We start from the raw sequence: 18,257 nt of genomic DNA on the forward strand, positions 1-18,257 counted from the left end.
TCCTGCCTAGATTTTTACTATAGATTTGCACCACAGCATTTTTTATATTTTTTGCCACTGCCACATGGACATGGATCATTTCTGCCGACTTTTTTCTTCTTCACAATAGGCTTTCTAGGTTCATTATTGCCGCCTTGGCTCGTTGCTACAGGCTTTGCAACCTGTTCCCTATGTGGCATATTGTCATTCTTTATCTCTATATGGTAGAGGAATTTTACAGTATCTTCCTGTATAGAGTTTACTAAATCTTCAAACATATCAAATCCGATTTTTTTATACTCTATAACAGGATCAATCTGTCCATATGCTCTTAAGCCAATTCCTTGGCGCAGTTGGTCCATCTCATCAATGTGATCCATCCATTTTGTATCAACGACTTTCAAGAGTACAACTCTTTCTATTTCTCTCATCTGTGGACCAATCTGTTGTTCTTTTCTTTCATACTGCCTTACAGCTTCTTCATAAATTATATCTGTAAGCATTTCCTTATCGAGTCTTCCAAAATCTACATCTATTACTACACTATCTTTTTCTAAGAATAAATCATAAAGGTGGTTTAAAAGTCCATCAATATCCCATTCCTCGGGATATTTGCTACCAGCAGTATATATCTCAACATTTCTCTTTATTATTTCTTTTACCATGTCAAGGATGTACTGCCTTAAATCTTCACCTTCCAAGACTTTTCTTCTCTCTTTATATATTATTTCCCTTTGTTTATTCATTACATCATCATATTCAAGGACATTTTTCCTGACATCAAAGTTTATTCCTTCAACTTTTTTCTGTGCCTGTTCAATCTGTTTAGTCAAAATCTTATGCTCAATAGGCTGGTCATCTTCTATCCCAAGAGTATTCATCATGTTTTTAATTCTTTCTGAGCCAAAGAGTCTCATAAGGTCATCCTCTAGGGATATATAAAACTTTGATTCGCCAGGGTCCCCTTGACGTCCTGAACGCCCTCTTAACTGATTATCAATTCTTCTTGATTCATGTCTTTCGGTTCCTATTATATAAAGACCGCCGAGCTTAACGACTTCTTCGTGTTCTTTCTCGGTTTCTTTCCTCATCTCGCTTAACAGTTCCTGGTATCTTTGTCTTGCCTTTATTAGTTCCTCACTTTTTAATGGGCCATAACCAGATGCTTCTGAAATGTCCTCAGGGGAGTACCCTTCTTCGATCATTTTCTTCTTTGCAAGAAATTCAGGATTGCCACCAAGGATGATATCTGTACCACGTCCAGCCATATTTGTCGCGATTGTGACAGCACCTTTTCTACCTGCCTGTGCTATGATTTCTGCTTCTTTTTCGTGGTATTTAGCATTTAAAACCTGGTGCTTAACACCAAGCTTTTTAAGCATATTACTTAATTTCTCAGATTTTTCTATTGTAATGGTGCCAACAAGTACAGGCTGTCCTTTTTTATGGTGCTCTAATATATCCTCTACAACCGCTTTAAATTTTGCATCCTCTGTCTTATAAATTACATCAGAATCATCTACTCTTATCATTTCTTTGTTTGTTGGTATCACAACAACATCAAGTCCATATATTGCTCTAAATTCCTGCTCTTCTGTCTGTGCTGTACCAGTCATACCTGCAAGCTTATCGTACATCCTGAAATAATTCTGGAATGTTATAGTTGCAAGAGTTTTGCTCTCTCTTTCAACTTTAACACCTTCTTTTGCTTCTATCGCCTGGTGAAGTCCTTCACTGTATCTTCTTCCAAACATAAGCCTCCCGGTAAATTCGTCGACAATTATAACCTCACCATCTTTTACAACATAATCTTTATCTCTTTTCATTATTGCATGTGCTTTTAATGCCTGGTTGATATGATGAGAAATCTCAATATTCTCAAGGTCAGCTAAGTTTTTTAGATTGAAAAATTTCTCTGCCTTTGAGACACCCTTTTCCGTTAAACTTACAGCATGTGCCTTCTCATCTATTGTATAGTCTTCTTCATTTTTAAGTGTCCTTACAAAAGTATCTGCTTGTTTGTATAAATCAGTTGATTTTTCTCCAACACCTGAAATGATAAGAGGTGTTCTTGCCTCATCAATCAATATGCTGTCGACTTCATCGACGATAGCATAGTTAAGATGTCTTTGTACCATTTCCTCCTTGTAAATAACCATGTTGTCTCTCAAATAATCAAAGCCGAATTCGTTATTTGTTCCATAAGTTATATCTGCAGCATATGCTCTTTTTCTCTCATCTGAATCCATATCATGAAGAATAACACCAACGCTCATGCCAAGGAACTCATAGATTTTTCCCATCCAGTCACGGTCCCTTTTTGCTAGGTAATCATTGACTGTTACGATGTGAACACCTTTCCCTTCGAGGGCATTTAAATAAGCCGGAAGTGTTGCAACAAGCGTTTTGCCTTCGCCTGTCTTCATCTCGGCTATCCTACCTTGATGTAGTACTATACCGCCTATTACCTGGACTCTGAAGTGCTTCATCTTCAAAGTTCTCCATGCAGCTTCTCTAACTACTGCAAAAGCTTCTGGTAATAAGTCATCAAGTGTTTCACCATTTTTTAGTCTATCTTTAAATTCCTGTGTTTTTGCTCTTAATTCATCATCAGAAAGCTTTGACATTTCTTCATCATATGACAAAACCTTATCGGCTATCGGTTCGATCCTCTTAACTTCCTTCTCACTATAGTTGCCAAATAATTTTTCTAAAACTCCTAACATTTAATCACCTTCTCAAGGTTAGTATCAATCAAATATATATTATAACATTTTATTATATTTATATCAATAAAAGAAAAATCTGCTGACTTCAATCAGCAGAATGTGCTTTTATGTACTCTCCATATCTTTTATCAGCTTTACTTATGTGATTTATAAGCCAATCAACTAATTTACGGTTTAATGTAGTTATAATTGAGACATTGACACCATTTTCTTTTATATCTTTCTCTATTTCTTTTATATCATCTACAAATTTCTCATGTAGTTTTTTATGTATAGGTAGTTCAGGGTACTTATACTTTTCAAGAAGTCTTTCTTCATCTCCAAAATGTTTTACGGTATATTGCTTCAAAAAGCCAATTATTTCGTAAACTTTCTCCTGTCCCTGCTGTCTCATACAGGCATCAAAAACATCATTTACCCTTTTAAACAGTTCCTTATGCTCTTCATCTATCATCTCTATGCCAACAGATAAAGTATCCTGCCATTTAATCATAACAACTCCTCCTCTCATACTTATACATTATACTTAGGAAATATACTTGACAATGGCATGATTAATATTATTATGATAACCATCATATGCACCTTATTCTATCAAAAATCCCTTTGCTTTAAGCTCTTTTTCTATCCTGTCCAAAGTTTCCTTAGAATCCGCTTCTATCGTATGCAAGTGAATACCTTCTGTTAGTGATGATAGAAGTGATGCCTTACCATCCTTCAAACATTCCATAAATTTTTCTACATCATACCTTGATGAAAGCATCAAAAGTCCTTTTAATTCACCATAATAAGGATGTTCTACAATTACATCTAAGACCTTCCCACCGTTATCTACAATAATATTTAATTCTTCTTCTGTCCTATCATAGTAATGTTTGCTGGCTATCACTCGCTTTAGCTTGCTTTTTTCTAATACATCAAGAACATATCCCTGTGGTGTCGATAAAACCTTTAAACCTTCTGCCCTTAATATTGCTATATCTTGAACGATAACCTGTCTTGTAACATCCATCATTGATGCTAAAGACGTGCCTTTAATAGGCCCTTTGGTATTTTTTAGGATTTCTTTAATTTTATTTCTTCTTTCAAAAGTATTCATAAAAAGATGCATCTCCTTCTAATGAATGATGCAGTTATTACTAAATCAAGAATGTACTCTTTTAACACCTTTAACCATAGCATTTGTGACCATCAAAAAAATACCCGATGCGATAAAAAGATCGCCAATGCTAAAAGTCTTTGGAAGCGGATATGGCTTAGGCAGCACAAGTACATCTGCCAAAAATTTAAGTCTTGTTGCTGATGTCATGGCTTGATGCGTAGGAACGATGTTTTTTTGCAATGTCGGTATTAAATTATTCAGCCCCGCCTCTTTCAGTGCATTTAAAGAAACAGGCATCCTTCCTCCATTTGCAAATATAACTATAAAATTTAAAATGATCCCAACTGTAATTATCATCATATACTTATTATGTCTATTATACCATAATCCGAAAAACAACATAAGATAGTCAAGGAAATGTATATATGCCCTATATGTCATAATAATTGGAAATCTATCGGTTAAATTTAATACTCCAAATTCCAATGCAAATCCAAGTATAAAAAAAATAGGCTTCTTTATGTCTATTTCTGCGATACCGCTGATTTTACCTCTTCTTATTAATCCATATATCAATGATGCACCAAGAGAATCAAAAATCATGCTTAAAATCCTCCTTATTCTTTTCATATGCTTTCTTAAAAAGATTTATTATCCTTGGGCTAAACTGTGTGCCTTCACTATCAACTATTATCTTATATGCTTCATCTCTTGTATATGCGTCACGATATGGCCTGTCCGAAACAAGTGCATCAAAAACATCTGCGATAGAAAGTATCTCTGCTTCAAGCGGTATCTGCTTTCCGCTTATACCGTCGGGATAACCCTTTCCATTGTACCACTCATGATGATACCTTACCCAATATCGGACATTTTTCAGAAATGGTACATCCTTTAATATTTCATATCCACTCATAGGATGCATCTTAATATAATCATACTCTTCTTTTGAAAGTTTGCCAGGTTTATTTAAAATATTTTCTATTATGCCTATTTTACCTACATCATGTAAAAGAGCTGCAATGCGTACCATCTCTGTATGTGCCTCACTGAATCCTGCTTCTCTGCACAAATAAACAGATAATTTTTCAACACTTTTTGAGTGTCCTAAAGTGTATTTATCTTTTGCTTCCAATGCTTTTGTGAGGGCATTTATTGTATCATAATATGAACGCTTTAAATCCATGTAAAGTTTAAACATATACCTTACCATTAAAAGCGGTACAAAAAATATAACGAGTGTAATATATCCATATGCTATAAAAGCCGATGCCATTAATATACCTATAAAAGCTAGAAATAAGAAATTGATCAAGGTCCAACTGAAATCAGATGTCCATATTGACAAAATTGGTTTTTTAAGCAAAAAAGAGAGAAGAACAGCTACAATACCAGAATTTGAAAAATAATATACCGCGGAAGCTATAATCGCTGGAATTAAATATTTTGGATATACGTACCTTCCAGGGACACCACCCAAATATTTATAAACGAATCCGCCCAAAAACACACTTATAGTTATTTGTGAAATATTAAATAAAGTTTTATAGTATGGAGTATTTAACGCACATTTCATTTTCCTATTAACATGTCTAATCAGAAGCAAGTTACCAATTGAAGCTATTATTGCGCCTTCTAGAGGACCATATAATAATATAGCCATTAAATCTACTGCATAGGCAACAGAAACCGAAACATTATTATTTATGTATATTGGTAAAGATTCACAAATAGCTGAAAAGATAATTAAAATCAGAATATCACTGATATAATGTATATTAATATTAACTATTGAATATATTATAACCGAAATACCAATAATTATAATAAATGTTATATAAAAAATCAACTTTTTACTCAAAATATCATCCTCCATAAAAATATACCCAAACCGTTTATCCCCAAGTGAAATTTGCACCACCAGCAAGTGCTAATGCTAATAAAGCAAACAATACTTTTATTAATGTTGCCTTTTTCATCCTGAAACCCTCCTTTAACCAAGTTGCTCCTCTGCTCTTTAGCTTCAGGCGAAACGCTACGCTAAATAAAGGTTTGGGTTAAAAATAAACTATTTAATTGTTAAGGATTGTTATAAGACGCCTATTTAAAGCGTCCAATGTCGCCTTTACAGCTGCTTCACCCTCATCTTTTTTAATAAGGCAGGATCCAACAAGCATTTCTTCATACTGATGTGTCGCATGTGTAAGGGCAACAACTACAACATGATTTTTTGCAATTGGAAATATATCAACATCTTCTAAAATGAGATTGTGTTCATCAGAAATTATCTTGGATAAGCAGTCAATTGTTGCATTTACGATTATCCTGTTTTTATTCCTTGAAGTATTGAGACCACGAGCTACCCCTTCATATATTTCAGTACCACGTGTCAATGTAACAGTCGCTTCCATATTTATTCCCGTGTTCACACATGTAAGGCTGACAAAAGCAAGTCTATTATCGTTATATGCTCTACCACCTGTCTCAATCTGTGCAACACTAATTATCTTATAATTAATATCTATGTTAAACTCAGCCATTAATACAGACTGTACGTCTCTTGCTATCTGCTTAGCACTTCTAGAGTTATCTGAGAGGACATGAATTTCTACTATCTCATTTCCATTTGCAACAACTTTGCTTGAAATCACACTTTGCACTTTATTTATCAATTCTTCCATGGAACTGATGACATCATTAGTTAATTCAGCCACAATATTCACACCCTATCTATAAATATCCATACTCACATATAAAAATATATTCTACAAAAACTGCTATATTCCTTCTTTTTAAATAAAAAAAATTTGAGGTTTTACCCTCAAATTTTTTTGCCCTACATTGTCGGTTCTATTAAACCATATCGCCCATCTTTTCTCTTATATACGACTGTAAAATCGTCTGTCTCAGAATTAGTGAAAACAAAGAAATTATGTCCAAGTAAATTCATTTGAAGTATAGCTTCTTCAATTGACATAGGTTTAATTGAGAATCTCTTTGTCTTAACTACCTCAAATTCGTTTTCCTCTGATGATCCATTCTTTATGTAATCCTGTGGAATATCAAATCTTATAGATTCAGTTGCAAAATTATTTTTTATCTTTGTCTTGTATTTCAATATCTGCTTTTCGAGTTTGTCAACTACATTATCAATAGAAGCATACATATCATCGCTTACTTCTTCAGCTCTAAAAATCATTCCCTTAAATGGTATCGTAACCTCAGCAATCTGATTATTTTTTTGAACGCTTAGTACAACCCTTGCTTCAGTATCTTCGGTAAAAAGCTTTTCAATCTTGCTAAGACTTTTATTAGCTGAATTTCTAAGCCCATCCGTTATTATCATTCCGTTTTTCCCGCTTACTGTTATTTTCATTTTATACAACTCCTTTCTCTCTGTGTTTATAATAATTCTACACAAAAAATAATATCCCTGCAAGTTCTAAAAGAAGTATTGTTAGCTAATTATATTTAATTTCTGAAGTTTATTTAGATAAATCATCATTATTCAAATATTTAAGGGCGTGATAACTCAAACCTCTATTGTAAAATAAAATCCATATAATTAAAAAAATACCGATTAATTCGGTATCATAAAATTTTACTTAAAAATTCTCTTGTCTTTGTTTTGAACATTTTTAAAAACTTCTGATAGTACCCCTTAATCTAATATTTTCCCATCATTAACAAAAACCACTTTATCTGCTACTTCCCTTGCAAACCTCATTTTATGTGGAAGTCGTTCCTAAAAAACTTACAATCTTTATGTTTGACATTTTTAAAAGTGCCACAAGTAGACCCAATATTGCACCAAATGCGACTGATATATGTGTCAGTTCAATTGTCATTATTATACCATTTATAAAAAGCTGTTTATATTGAGTCATACTCGAAGGATTAATGTAAAAGATACGTGATTTGAAATGTTCATTAAAAAAAGATTAAAGGGCATCCATTCTATAGATGCCCCTAATAATCCTCTTTACTTTATTTGTGGTAAAAGTGAAGGGGATTACTTATTTACTCCAGCAACTCTTCTGTCTCTTCTGGAGTTAAACTGATTGTTTCTTTGTTTTTTTGCATCTCTGCAAGCTTTACATCTTACTGGTGCATTTTGAAAACCTTTTTGCGCGTAAAATTCTTGTTCGCCGGCAGTCCAAACGAATTCTGCCCCACAGTCTTTGCAGACCAATGTCTTGTCTTGATACATAATAAATAATCCCCTCACTTTGATTTAATTAATTTACCGTATAATCACTTAGATTATACGGTAATATTATACCACCACAACAAAATTTTATCAACAAAATTTAAAAAACTTTTTAATTGTATAAATTTTTTTATCAAACTTTATTAGAAGTTATCGCTTTTTATCAACGAAATAGCTATCTGGAGAATAATATTTCACATATTCAATGTAACCATTTTTACCTTTTGATAATTCATTTAGCTTGCTTTCAACCTTTTTAAAGGTTTTATTTATGTCTTCCATATTTTTGTCGTCCTTTTCCTTAATCTTTGATAATGTTGACTTTATATCTATTAATATGCCTTTTAATTTGCTTTTATCAGTATTATTATTAGATGTATTAAATATGCTGTCTATCTTATTAACCTTTTTATATAAATTATACATTGGTATAAAATCTGTATCAATCTTATCTATATTGTCTATAATACCTTGCTTTTTTATTAACAGATTTTTGATATCGTCGAGATTTTGTGAATTTATGGCTGTGTTTAGATCATCATTAAGGATTAGTAAAGTTTCTAAAAATTTTAACTTATCTTCTGCTAATTCTATGAGCCTTTTTACATCGCTAATCATTATATCAACCCTTTGAATATACTTTTGAACGAACTTTATTTACACCCTTTGTCCACGTATCCTTTAAATCACTTACTAATGTTTTTACCTCATCAAGAGCTTCTGTATCTTTTTTTAGATTTGCTTCTACAAGCCTTCTTGAAATATATTCATATATATTATAAAGATTTTTTGATATATCATACTGCATGTCAAGCGTCGCCATTAGTTCTAAAACTATATCCTGTGCTCTCATAATACTATTATGAGCCTTCTCGATATTTTTATCTTTTATGGCTAACTTTGCTTCTTCTATGAAACGAATAACGCCATTATATAGCATCAAAACTAATTCTTCTGGGCTCGCTGTCATTATAGAATTTTGTTTGTACTCCATGTATGGATCAAACATTTATAAATTCCCCTTTCTTTTTTTATATAAGTTAACCAGAAGTACCGCCAAGCTGACGACTCAACCATTGACTCTGCGAATTCATCTGTCCTATATATGTCTCGAGCTGTGTAAACTGGGCATAATACTGCTGTTCAAGTGTATTTAAATGGTCTTGCATGTCTGCCATTCTTTGGTCCAATTCTCTTATTTGCTGACCTATGAAACTATTATCGTATAATTGATATTGCCCGCCTCCTGCCTCATTAGTAATCAAATCTATGCCTTTATTAACTGCATAATAAAGTCGTGATGCTATTCCGTCAGTACTATTTGCACCTGGTTTTGTAGAATCTGTTACTTTCGTAAACAGGTCAATTACCTCTTGTGGGTTATTTTGTATAGCATCTTTTAGCTTAGTTTCATCTATATATAGTTTTCCTCCTTCATACCACTGTCCCGTCGTAATTCCAATTGAGCTCAACGTCACACTTTTTCCGTCAGAAGCCGTTACAGTACCTGATATAACATTTCTCAATGAATAATATATTGATGTAAGGCTGTCATTGCCGTTTAAATCACCACTTCTCGCCTTTTGTTCCCACAATGTTATATCGTTATCCTTCATTGCCTGTTTCTGGGCATCTGTAAGTGGCGGATAATCATAATATCTTTTTTCAGATAATTTTGTATTTATCTTTGTTATTATATTATTATAGCTGTCAACAAAGCTCTTTATGGTATTGTATATCGTATCTGTGTCGTTTTGGACTGAAAGAGTTGTTGTTCCAGTTCCTATTAGATTAACGTTGATGCCAAGTAATTGAAAATTATTTGTATTTTCTGAATAAACTATTGCATTAGTAGAAGTATCGTTCAACGTAAACTGTGCATCTTTACCTTGTATTATCGACAATTTTAAAGTATTAGTAATAAATGAAGAAGTATCATTACTAAAATTAATCTGCGATTTTAAACCCGTAGTATTTGAAATTAAAAATAGCCTGCCCAAATTACTATCATATGTAGCACTTATATGGGTTGTACTAGTTGCATCATTTATTGCTGTAACAACATCATTTATTGTAGCACCAGGTTTTATTCTTATAGTTGCTGATGTATTAATTTCTCCATTTGATAATGTAAATGTTATATCTTGAGTCGTTGTATTTAAATTATCGGTAGAAGAAATTACACTACTTGTTGCAGTTGCCGCTGATGCCAGTTGTTTTACTGTCAAAGTGTATGTTCCATTTACTGCGCCACTACCTGCCGTTGCAGTTGCAACTGCAGTATTTGATGATGTAACACTTTTTGCAAGATATGTTCCCTGCAGTTTCATCTTAAATAAATTATTGTCTCTTAAAGCTAAAAGCTGTGTATTAATGTCTTTTAGATCTTCCTGCTGCCACTGTAGCCACTGTTTCTGCTGGCTCAGCTTGTCAAGTGGTATACTCGCAGCTTGCATAAGCTGTTTCACCATTGATTCTGTATCGAGCCCAGATGCAAGTCCGCTTACTCTTAACAAATTGCTAGTGTTATAGCTTTGCATACTAATTGGATCCATAATTTTCCCTCCTATATTTTTCTATCAACAAATATTCCGGCAATCTTCCATAGCCCTGCGACCAAATCCAATATTTTTTCTGGTGGTATCTCGTCAATTACCTCATTCGTAGCACTATCAACAATTTTTACAACTATCGTATTTGTTGGTTTATGTACAGAAAATTCAAAATATGTTCCATTGCTGTTTTTTATCCTATTATTTTCATTATTTATCTCGTCTTTTAAAGAATTATCATTAATTGGTCTTTTTAATATGTCCTTTACTTTATTTATCTCGTCAGACAATACATTGTCTACGAAATTGTTCTTTCCTCCTTCTAAAGAAACTCCCTTAATCACTTAAATTACCTCCTAAAAACTTTTTATCCTTTGTTATAATGTACTATTTTTTATATCGGCAAAGCAATTAAAAAAATTAGCGGATTCATTCTCCGCTACTTTTTTTTCGTTCCATATATTCTACAATAAGCTTATCAAGTTCCTGACTTATTTCAAGCGCTTTTGGCTTATCAATATTGCACTTATTTAACTCCCCCTTTAGGCATTTTATCTTCCTTTCAACATCATCTTTTTTAAAATAGTGTTCTTTTATAACCTTTGCCATATTTTCCTCCATAATATTATGATATCCACATTATATCATATATTATATATCGGATAAATTAAAATTTTATTAAGATTTTATAACAAAATTTCTCACCCTTTACATAAGACTTTCATATATTATTTACAGATGAAAGTCAATTTCATTTGATTTTATTCTCACTATCTTAACAATTTATTTTTGAGGGGGCATTAGAATGTGTGGCATTGCAGGATGGGTAAATTTTGAAATAGACTTATCACATAAAGATAAAATACTTGCAGCAATGGGAGAAAAACTTATTAATAGAGGACCTGATAGCTCTGGAATGTGGTTATCACCCCATTGTGCCATTGCACAAAGAAGGCTCATCGTAATAGATCCTGAAGGTGGAATCCAGCCTATGATCAAAAAATTTGGCAGTAGGACATATGTTATTGTATATAATGGTGAACTTTATAATACAGATGAATTGCGAGATGAACTAAAATCATTTGGACATACTTTTAGCGGACACTCTGATACAGATGTCCTTTTGACATCATATATTGAGTGGGGTCCTGAATGTGTAAATAAGCTAAACGGCATTTATGCTTTCGCAGTCTGGGATGATCATGAAAATAGGCTGTTTCTCGCAAGAGACCACTTGGGCATAAAACCTCTTTTTTATACATTAAAAAATGGTTCTCTCCTTTTTGGCTCTGAAATAAAAGCTATTTTAGCGCATCCCGATATTAAAGCAGAAATAGGTCCGGAAGGCCTTGCAGAAATATTTGTCATGGGACCGACAAGAACACCAGGCAATGGAATATTCCGAGGCATATATGAACTTAAGCCAGGTCATTATCTAATATACAACCGCAATGGGATACAAACAAATCAATATTGGTCACTTGAAAGCCATCCACATGAAGATGACCTTAATACAACTTTAGAAAAAGTCCGCTTTTTTCTGGATGATGCTTCTAAACGTCAGCTTGTATCAGATGTACCATTGTGTTCACTATTATCAGGTGGCCTTGACTCTACTGCAGTATCTACATTTGCAAATGAAAAACTAAAAAAACTTGGAAGTAGGCTTATAACATATTCTGTCGACTATGCAGGAAATGATAAATACTTTAAGCCGAATCAATTCCAGCCAAATACAGATGCAGATTTTGTAGGTAAGGTTTCAAAAGAGATAGATACGAAGCACAATTACGTCTTTATTGACAATGAAAAATTAGCAGACGCATTAAAACCTGCATTATATGCAAGAGACTTGCCTGGGATGGCTGATGTAGACTCATCATTATATCTCTTTTTAAGGGAAGTCAAAAGAGATGTAACAGTAGCACTTTCAGGTGAAGGTGCCGATGAAGTATTCGGCGGGTATCCATGGTTTAGGAATAAAAGTGCAATAGAATCAAATACTTTTCCATGGATCAGAATGGTAAATGAGCGGATGAAACTGCTCTCACCCTATGTTGTAGAATCAATCCGTCCAATTGAATACCTAAATGACCGATATACAGAGGCACTCAATGAAGTACCACACCTTCCTGGCGAAGATAAACATGCCGCACGCATGAGAGAAATATTTTACCTTAATCTTACAAGATTTCTATCCATGCTTCTTGATCGTATGGACAGGATGAGTATGGCATCTGGCTTAGAGGTTCGTGTTCCATTCTTGGACCCCAGGCTTGTCAAATACGTATGGAACATTCCCTGGGAAATGAAAAATCTAAATAACAGAGAAAAGGGATTGTTAAGGCATGCTTTAAAAGGTTATATACCTGATTTAGTAGTTGAAAGAAAAAAGAGCCCGTATCCAAAAACACACAATCCGATATTTAGAAATGTAGTAAGAAGATGGGTACAAGAGATAATAGATGATCCTACCTCACCCCTTTTACAACTGATAAATAAAGAAGAAGTACAAAAGCTAATCGATGCAGACGCAAAAGCATTTGATCCGGCATGGTTCTCACAACTTATGGGAGGACCGCAGCTTTTCGCATATCTTGTTCAGATTAATTTCTGGCTAAAAGATTATAATATTACTTTAGTATAAGTAAATCAATTTAAACTCATAGGAAAAGATAATACAGTATAGCATACATTAATACAATATATAATATATGAGCAGCAATTTACGAATGACCTTTTTATAAAGCGGCTTTACTATCTATGCGATTATTTTTTATTATAAAAGAGCTATCCAAAAAGCTCTTTTATAATTTTTAATGAACAAATGTTTGTGCTATAATATGTATATAAAAATGATAGAGGTGTAGCTGTATGGATCTTTTTGATAAAATAAGAATCCTGTCTGATGCAGCAAAATATGATGTATCATGTTCGTCGAGCGGTAGCAATAGAAAAAATAATAATGGTGGTATTGGCAATGCCGCATATTATGGCATTTGCCATAGCTGGTCAGATGATGGAAAATGCATATCACTTCTAAAAATATTATTTACAAATATCTGCATATATAACTGTTCCTATTGCGTAAACAGATGTACAAATGATGTTGAAAGAGCAGCATTTACACCAGATGAGCTTGCAGATCTCACGATTAATTTCTACCGTCGCAATTACATAGAAGGATTATTTTTAAGCTCAGCAGTGTACAAAAGTCCTGATTATACTATGGAGCTTTTAATAAAAACAGTCAAAAAACTGCGGGAAGAATACAATTTTAATGGATACATACACCTTAAAGCGATACCAGGCGCTGATATAAACTTAATAAGGTTAGCAGGTCTTTATGCAGATCGTATGAGCGTCAATATAGAACTTCCATCTGAAAAATCGTTGAAGCTATTAGCACCGCAAAAGAAAAAAGAGGCAATTTTAAAGCCCATGAGATATATACATAATCAGTTAGTAGAAAATAAGGAGTCAAAAAAGCTCATTCGTCATATAGATAAATTTGTACCAGCGGGTCAGACAACACAGCTTATAATCGGTGCAACACCTGAAAGCGATAGAACAATACTAAAACTTTCTGAAAATCTATATATGAAGTACAATCTAAAAAGAGTCTATTACTCTGCATATATCCCTGTTGCATCGGGTGCTAATCTTCCGGCTATATCATCACCGCCATTATTGAGGGAACACCGCCTATATCAGGCTGACTGGCTTTTAAGGTATTATGGCTTTAACGCAGATGAATTGCTAGATGAATCAAATCCAAACTTTGATTCATCTCTGGATCCAAAATGCGATTGGGCACTTAAAAATCTTCATCTCTTTCCTGTTGAAGTAAATATTGCTGATTACAATATGCTTCTAAGAGTCCCAGGAATCGGCGTGAAAACAGCAAAGCGTATAATTGCCGCAAGGCGTGTTTGTTCCTTAAATTATGATGCACTTAAAAATATAGGTGTCGTCTTAAAAAGGGCAAAATATTTTATAACTTGCAATGGCAAATATTATGGTGGATGCGAGTTAGATGATAATATGATAAGAAATAAATTATCAACAAAGAACAATGTAATAGATGAACAGCTTTCTATATTTAGCTTATTTCAAAATTCTGCAGAAACAAATTTGCCCGTATTAAGAACATAAATAATCATGGATTTCATAATATGTACAGCAAAGAGCTCCTTTGCCTGTCATTCAGATCGTAGCGAAGAACCTCTGACCCATTAGGAATACGCAAGATTTATATGGAAAGGAATGAATACATATGCTTAATTATCTTTTTGATGGATCATTTGATGGTCTAATGACAGTTATCTATGAATCATATTATAAGCATCAAGTACCTGATAATATTATTATAAAAGGAGAATTGCAGCAAAATATGCTAAGTCAAAATATTTACATAGAAACAGATATAGAAAAATCAGAAAAAGTCCAAAATGCCATTAAGAACAAAATATCCCGTGAATCATTAAAAAATATTTTCTATGCCTATTTATCGGAACTCGACAGTTCATACATTTTAATATACAAATATATAAGGATGGGATTTAAATTAGGTAAAAAAATCGATAACTACCTCTCAAATGAAACTGTATTTAATGTACATAAAATTAGGCAAAAAGTATCGCATGAGTCACATAAGATGATAGAACTTATTAGGTTTAAAGAAATAAAAAAAGGTTTGTATTATGCAAAGATACATCCGGACTACAATGTTTTATGTCTTATAGTGCCACATTTCGCATCGAGATTTCAAAACCAGTATTTCATGATAAATGACATCAGAAGAAATATAACCGCGATATATGATAAAAATGATTGGATAATAACAGATATGTTACCCGAAAATATTATGTTAACCAATGATGAAGAAAATTACGAAAATCTCTGGAAGGTTTATTATGAAAATATTGCCATAAAAGAAAGAAAAAACCCCCGACTTCAAAGACAAAACATGCCAAAGAAGTACTGGGATCTACTAGTAGAAAAGTCTTAATATGCCTGCTCTAATGGATATATTTTATACCGTATCGGTTCAATTTATCGAATCTTATCTTCAAATTGAAGAATTGATGTAAATTTCTCAATAAAAGGCGTTCCTGATGAAGTCAGTAAAAGCGTCGATGTCACTCCAACTTCATTTACCGGAACAAATTTATATTCATTACCCTTTTTTACACCATATCCGCTAAAGTCATGTATAATATATGGAATCCCATTTTCAGTTCCTATATACATCATAGCATGACCAGGCATATATATAGCGGCACCTGGTTTTACTTCATTAAAAAGCTTTATTCTATCCTGTGCTTTTGTATCTTCTCCAAATTTATATGATAGACCTACACCGCCTTCTTGTTCATCGGCGTTCCTTGGAAGTCTAAATCCAAATGTCTTATATACATACATTATAAAGCTTGAGCAATCCCTTCCATTAAAGCTGTCACCCCAGCCATACCTATCACCAAGAAGTTTAAATGCCTGTCTTAAAATATTTGCTCTCGTATATGGAAGGTAACCTATATTTACATCTTGCAACATTGATACCAATGCATCCTTAAATACAAGATTTCCATTAACATCTCTTGTAGGCAACTTAACAACATGATTTCCAAATGTATTTTGATTACCTATACTTACAAGCTTATTATTTTCTAGGGGTATCCTTGTACCCATATCAAATTCTAGTTCTGAAATATCTTTATCAAATGGGTTAAACTGTGTCCTTATGTGATTACCCGTTACAACTATAAAGTCCTTTGTATCTAAATAATCAAATATTTCCTTTTTGTCTTTAGCAATGGCTATATCATCTTTTTTAACCCATCCCCTGTAATTGTACATCTGCACAAAAAACCATTTACCATCATAACTTGTATGAAGTATAATAACAGGTTCTATTGCTTGACATCCCGTTTCTTGAAATCTATCAAATTCAATATCCCCTTTTATGCTGTATATACCGATATCTGTCGGAAATGTCCGTATGGAAGTATTTCTTACAGTTATACCATATTTTACAGGGTTTATTTTTTTGATACCAACTAAATTTGTATTTTCTATTAAAGAATCATAAAAATCTTTTGCCACAGCATTTCCATTAGCAAAATATCTTTCTTTTGTAGGGACTTTGTATTCACTAATATACTCCATCAATTCATCTTTTGTAAGACTTTCTTTGTATTTTTCAAGATTATATACTTTATTAATTCTTTCTATTATCTTTTGATTAAATTCGCTTATCTCATTTTTCGTCATTATTACTTTATCGGCATCATGAATTTTTCTGATCCAATAATCCGCATGAAGCATTTCATCTGTGGTTCCAGGTATATTATTGATAATACCACTCCTCTCATAAGCATAGCTGGCTGCTAAACCAAAGCACATAATCAATATTATTTTTTCCTTACCATTGTTATAACTTTTTTAAGTAATATCATAAAATCTACATTATTTGTTCAGTAAAAAGCTAAAAAAGATTTTGCATATAAACAAGTAAAACTGAAAATACGCCTTTAATAAATTCATGATGTTATCTTTAAAAAATCAATAAGTATACATATTAGCTTTTTATTCCTTTTATGCATAGTCCCGTACCATCAGAAAAAGATATCTCTGGTCCATTATAAATAACACCACCTATAACAGGGTCATCTTTTAAGAGATATGCGGCATCAAGGTCATATTTTGTAATGTTGTGGCATGCAGCAGCAAAATGTGCAGCCGCTGTAACAGATACCTTGCACTCCATCATACTTCCTATCATACACTCTATCCCTGCAGCTTCAGCCATCGCATTTATCTTTAGTGCATTGTGTATTCCGCCGCATTTCATAAGCTTTATATTAAGGATATCCGCGGCTCTTTTGCTTATTATCATTAAAGCGTCTTGCGGTGAGAATAAACTCTCATCTGCCATAACCGGAATAGGAACATTATCTGTAACCATTTTTAACCCATCAATATCATGTGCTATTACAGGCTGCTCTACAAGCTCAATATCATAGTCAGAAAGCTTATTTATAACATATATTGCCTCTTTCGCATTCCAGCCTTGATTAGCATCAAGGCGTATTTTGGCATCCTTTCCCGCCGCATCTCTTATTGCTTTAACTCTTTCTATATCCTTTTTGTAATTACCTCCAACTTTAATTTTAAACGTATCAAAGCCTTCCTGAATCGCATCAAGTGTATCATTTACCATTGTTTCAACGTCATTGAGGCTTATAGTTATGTCTGTCTTAATGCTATTTCTATAGCCTCCGAGATATCTATATAATGGTGTTTTATAGTATTGTCCAAGTATATCATATATAGCTATATCACATGCCGCTTTTGCACTTGAATTGTGCAAAATACACTTATCAAGTTTTAGCATTAGATTATCAAAATCAAGGATGTCCATACCCATAATGGTTGGCTTTATGTATCTTTCAATTGCATCAATTACAGATCCCTTAATATCACCTGTAATAACAGCTGTTTCAGCTGCTTCGCCATAACCTATATAGCCATCATCAGTGGTCATCTTTACAACTACATCTTCTACTTCAAATACAGTCCTTAATGAAGTTTTAAATGGCTTTTTAACAGGTGCTTTTATTAGTAATGTTTCAATATTGTTAATTTTCATGTCTATGCCTCCATTTATAGCCCTATATTTAAGG

18 protein-coding genes are annotated in these 18,257 nt (G+C 33.2%); 3 read left to right on the plus strand and 15 right to left on the minus strand.

The window, feature by feature from the left end; all coding sequences use genetic code 11:
* Positions 1–17: 17 nt before the first annotated feature.
* The 13 genes from secA to CPG45_RS02960 all read right to left on the minus strand — a co-directional run bounded on the left by secA (position 18) and on the right by CPG45_RS02960 (position 11,181).
* Positions 18–2,705, minus strand: a complete 2,688-nt coding sequence (gene secA / locus CPG45_RS02900) for a preprotein translocase subunit SecA (protein ID WP_096230546.1) — start codon at positions 2,703–2,705, stop codon at positions 18–20.
* 88 nt (positions 2,706–2,793) lie between these two features.
* A complete protein-coding gene (locus tag CPG45_RS02905) occupies positions 2,794–3,201 on the minus strand; it encodes a bacteriohemerythrin (RefSeq protein WP_096230547.1) in 408 nt (135 codons plus the stop codon).
* Positions 3,202–3,294: 93 nt separating this feature from the next.
* Positions 3,295–3,807, minus strand: a complete 513-nt coding sequence (locus tag CPG45_RS02910) for a transcription repressor NadR (protein ID WP_096230548.1) — start codon at positions 3,805–3,807, stop codon at positions 3,295–3,297.
* A 45-nt stretch (positions 3,808–3,852) separates the two neighbouring features.
* Positions 3,853–4,413, minus strand: a complete 561-nt coding sequence (locus tag CPG45_RS02915) for a DUF5317 domain-containing protein (protein WP_096230549.1) — start codon at positions 4,411–4,413, stop codon at positions 3,853–3,855.
* Positions 4,403–5,674, minus strand: a complete 1,272-nt coding sequence (locus CPG45_RS02920) for an HD-GYP domain-containing protein (RefSeq protein WP_172856611.1) — start codon at positions 5,672–5,674, stop codon at positions 4,403–4,405. Before CPG45_RS02920 ends, CPG45_RS02915 begins: the two co-directional genes overlap by 11 nt.
* 208 nt (positions 5,675–5,882) lie before the next feature.
* Positions 5,883–6,524, minus strand: a complete 642-nt coding sequence (locus tag CPG45_RS02925; RefSeq protein ID WP_096230551.1) for a hypothetical protein — start codon at positions 6,522–6,524, stop codon at positions 5,883–5,885.
* Positions 6,525–6,646: 122 nt separating this feature from the next.
* Entirely contained in the window at positions 6,647–7,186 is a 540-nt protein-coding gene (gene hpf, locus CPG45_RS02930) for a ribosome hibernation-promoting factor, HPF/YfiA family (protein ID WP_096230552.1), read from the minus strand.
* Between the two features lie 636 nt (positions 7,187–7,822).
* Entirely contained in the window at positions 7,823–8,020 is a 198-nt protein-coding gene (locus CPG45_RS02935; RefSeq protein ID WP_096230553.1) for a zinc-ribbon domain-containing protein, read from the minus strand.
* A gap of 150 nt (positions 8,021–8,170) precedes the next feature.
* A complete protein-coding gene (gene flgN, locus CPG45_RS02940; RefSeq protein ID WP_096230554.1) occupies positions 8,171–8,638 on the minus strand; it encodes a flagellar export chaperone FlgN in 468 nt (155 codons plus the stop codon).
* 4 nt (positions 8,639–8,642) lie between these two features.
* Positions 8,643–9,029 carry a flagellar export chaperone FliS gene (gene fliS, locus CPG45_RS02945; RefSeq protein ID WP_096230555.1) on the minus strand — a complete coding sequence of 129 codons (387 nt, stop codon included), beginning with the start codon at positions 9,027–9,029 and terminating at the stop codon, positions 8,643–8,645.
* 31 nt (positions 9,030–9,060) lie between these two features.
* Positions 9,061–10,575 carry a flagellar filament capping protein FliD gene (fliD, locus tag CPG45_RS02950; RefSeq protein WP_096230556.1) on the minus strand — a complete coding sequence of 505 codons (1,515 nt, stop codon included), beginning with the start codon at positions 10,573–10,575 and terminating at the stop codon, positions 9,061–9,063.
* Between the two features lie 11 nt (positions 10,576–10,586).
* Positions 10,587–10,916, minus strand: coding sequence for a flagellar protein FlaG (locus tag CPG45_RS02955; protein ID WP_096230557.1), 330 nt, complete (start codon positions 10,914–10,916; stop codon positions 10,587–10,589).
* Between the two features lie 85 nt (positions 10,917–11,001).
* Complete coding sequence (locus CPG45_RS02960) at positions 11,002–11,181, minus strand: aspartyl-phosphate phosphatase Spo0E family protein (protein ID WP_096230558.1); 180 nt, start codon at positions 11,179–11,181, stop codon at positions 11,002–11,004.
* A 196-nt stretch (positions 11,182–11,377) separates the two neighbouring features.
* Here CPG45_RS02960 and asnB point away from each other — a divergent pair, with 196 nt between their 5' ends.
* The 3 genes from asnB to CPG45_RS02975 all read left to right on the plus strand — a co-directional run bounded on the left by asnB (position 11,378) and on the right by CPG45_RS02975 (position 15,583).
* On the plus strand, positions 11,378–13,219 hold the full coding sequence (gene asnB / locus CPG45_RS02965) for an asparagine synthase (glutamine-hydrolyzing) (protein WP_096230559.1): 1,842 nt from the start codon (positions 11,378–11,380) through the stop codon (positions 13,217–13,219).
* 227 nt (positions 13,220–13,446) lie between these two features.
* Positions 13,447–14,727 (plus strand): putative DNA modification/repair radical SAM protein, encoded by a 1,281-nt coding sequence (locus CPG45_RS02970; RefSeq protein ID WP_096230560.1) that lies wholly within the window; start codon positions 13,447–13,449, stop codon positions 14,725–14,727.
* A gap of 121 nt (positions 14,728–14,848) precedes the next feature.
* Positions 14,849–15,583: a TIGR03915 family putative DNA repair protein gene (locus CPG45_RS02975; protein ID WP_096230561.1), complete on the plus strand. Its 735-nt coding sequence runs from the start codon at positions 14,849–14,851 to the stop codon at positions 15,581–15,583.
* A 44-nt stretch (positions 15,584–15,627) separates the two neighbouring features.
* On the opposite strand, the gene CPG45_RS02980 is transcribed toward CPG45_RS02975, so the two are convergent.
* Together CPG45_RS02980 and CPG45_RS02985 are read right to left on the minus strand one after the other, a co-directional pair.
* Positions 15,628–16,899 (minus strand): SH3 domain-containing protein, encoded by a 1,272-nt coding sequence (locus CPG45_RS02980; RefSeq protein WP_231969067.1) that lies wholly within the window; start codon positions 16,897–16,899, stop codon positions 15,628–15,630.
* Positions 16,900–17,152: 253 nt separating this feature from the next.
* Positions 17,153–18,223, minus strand: coding sequence for a dipeptide epimerase (locus CPG45_RS02985; protein ID WP_096230562.1), 1,071 nt, complete (start codon positions 18,221–18,223; stop codon positions 17,153–17,155).
* Between the last annotated feature and the right edge of the window lie 34 nt (positions 18,224–18,257).

The organism is Thermoanaerobacterium sp. RBIITD (genome assembly GCF_900205865.1).
Lineage (GTDB): Bacteria > Bacillota > Thermoanaerobacteria > Thermoanaerobacterales > Thermoanaerobacteraceae > Thermoanaerobacterium.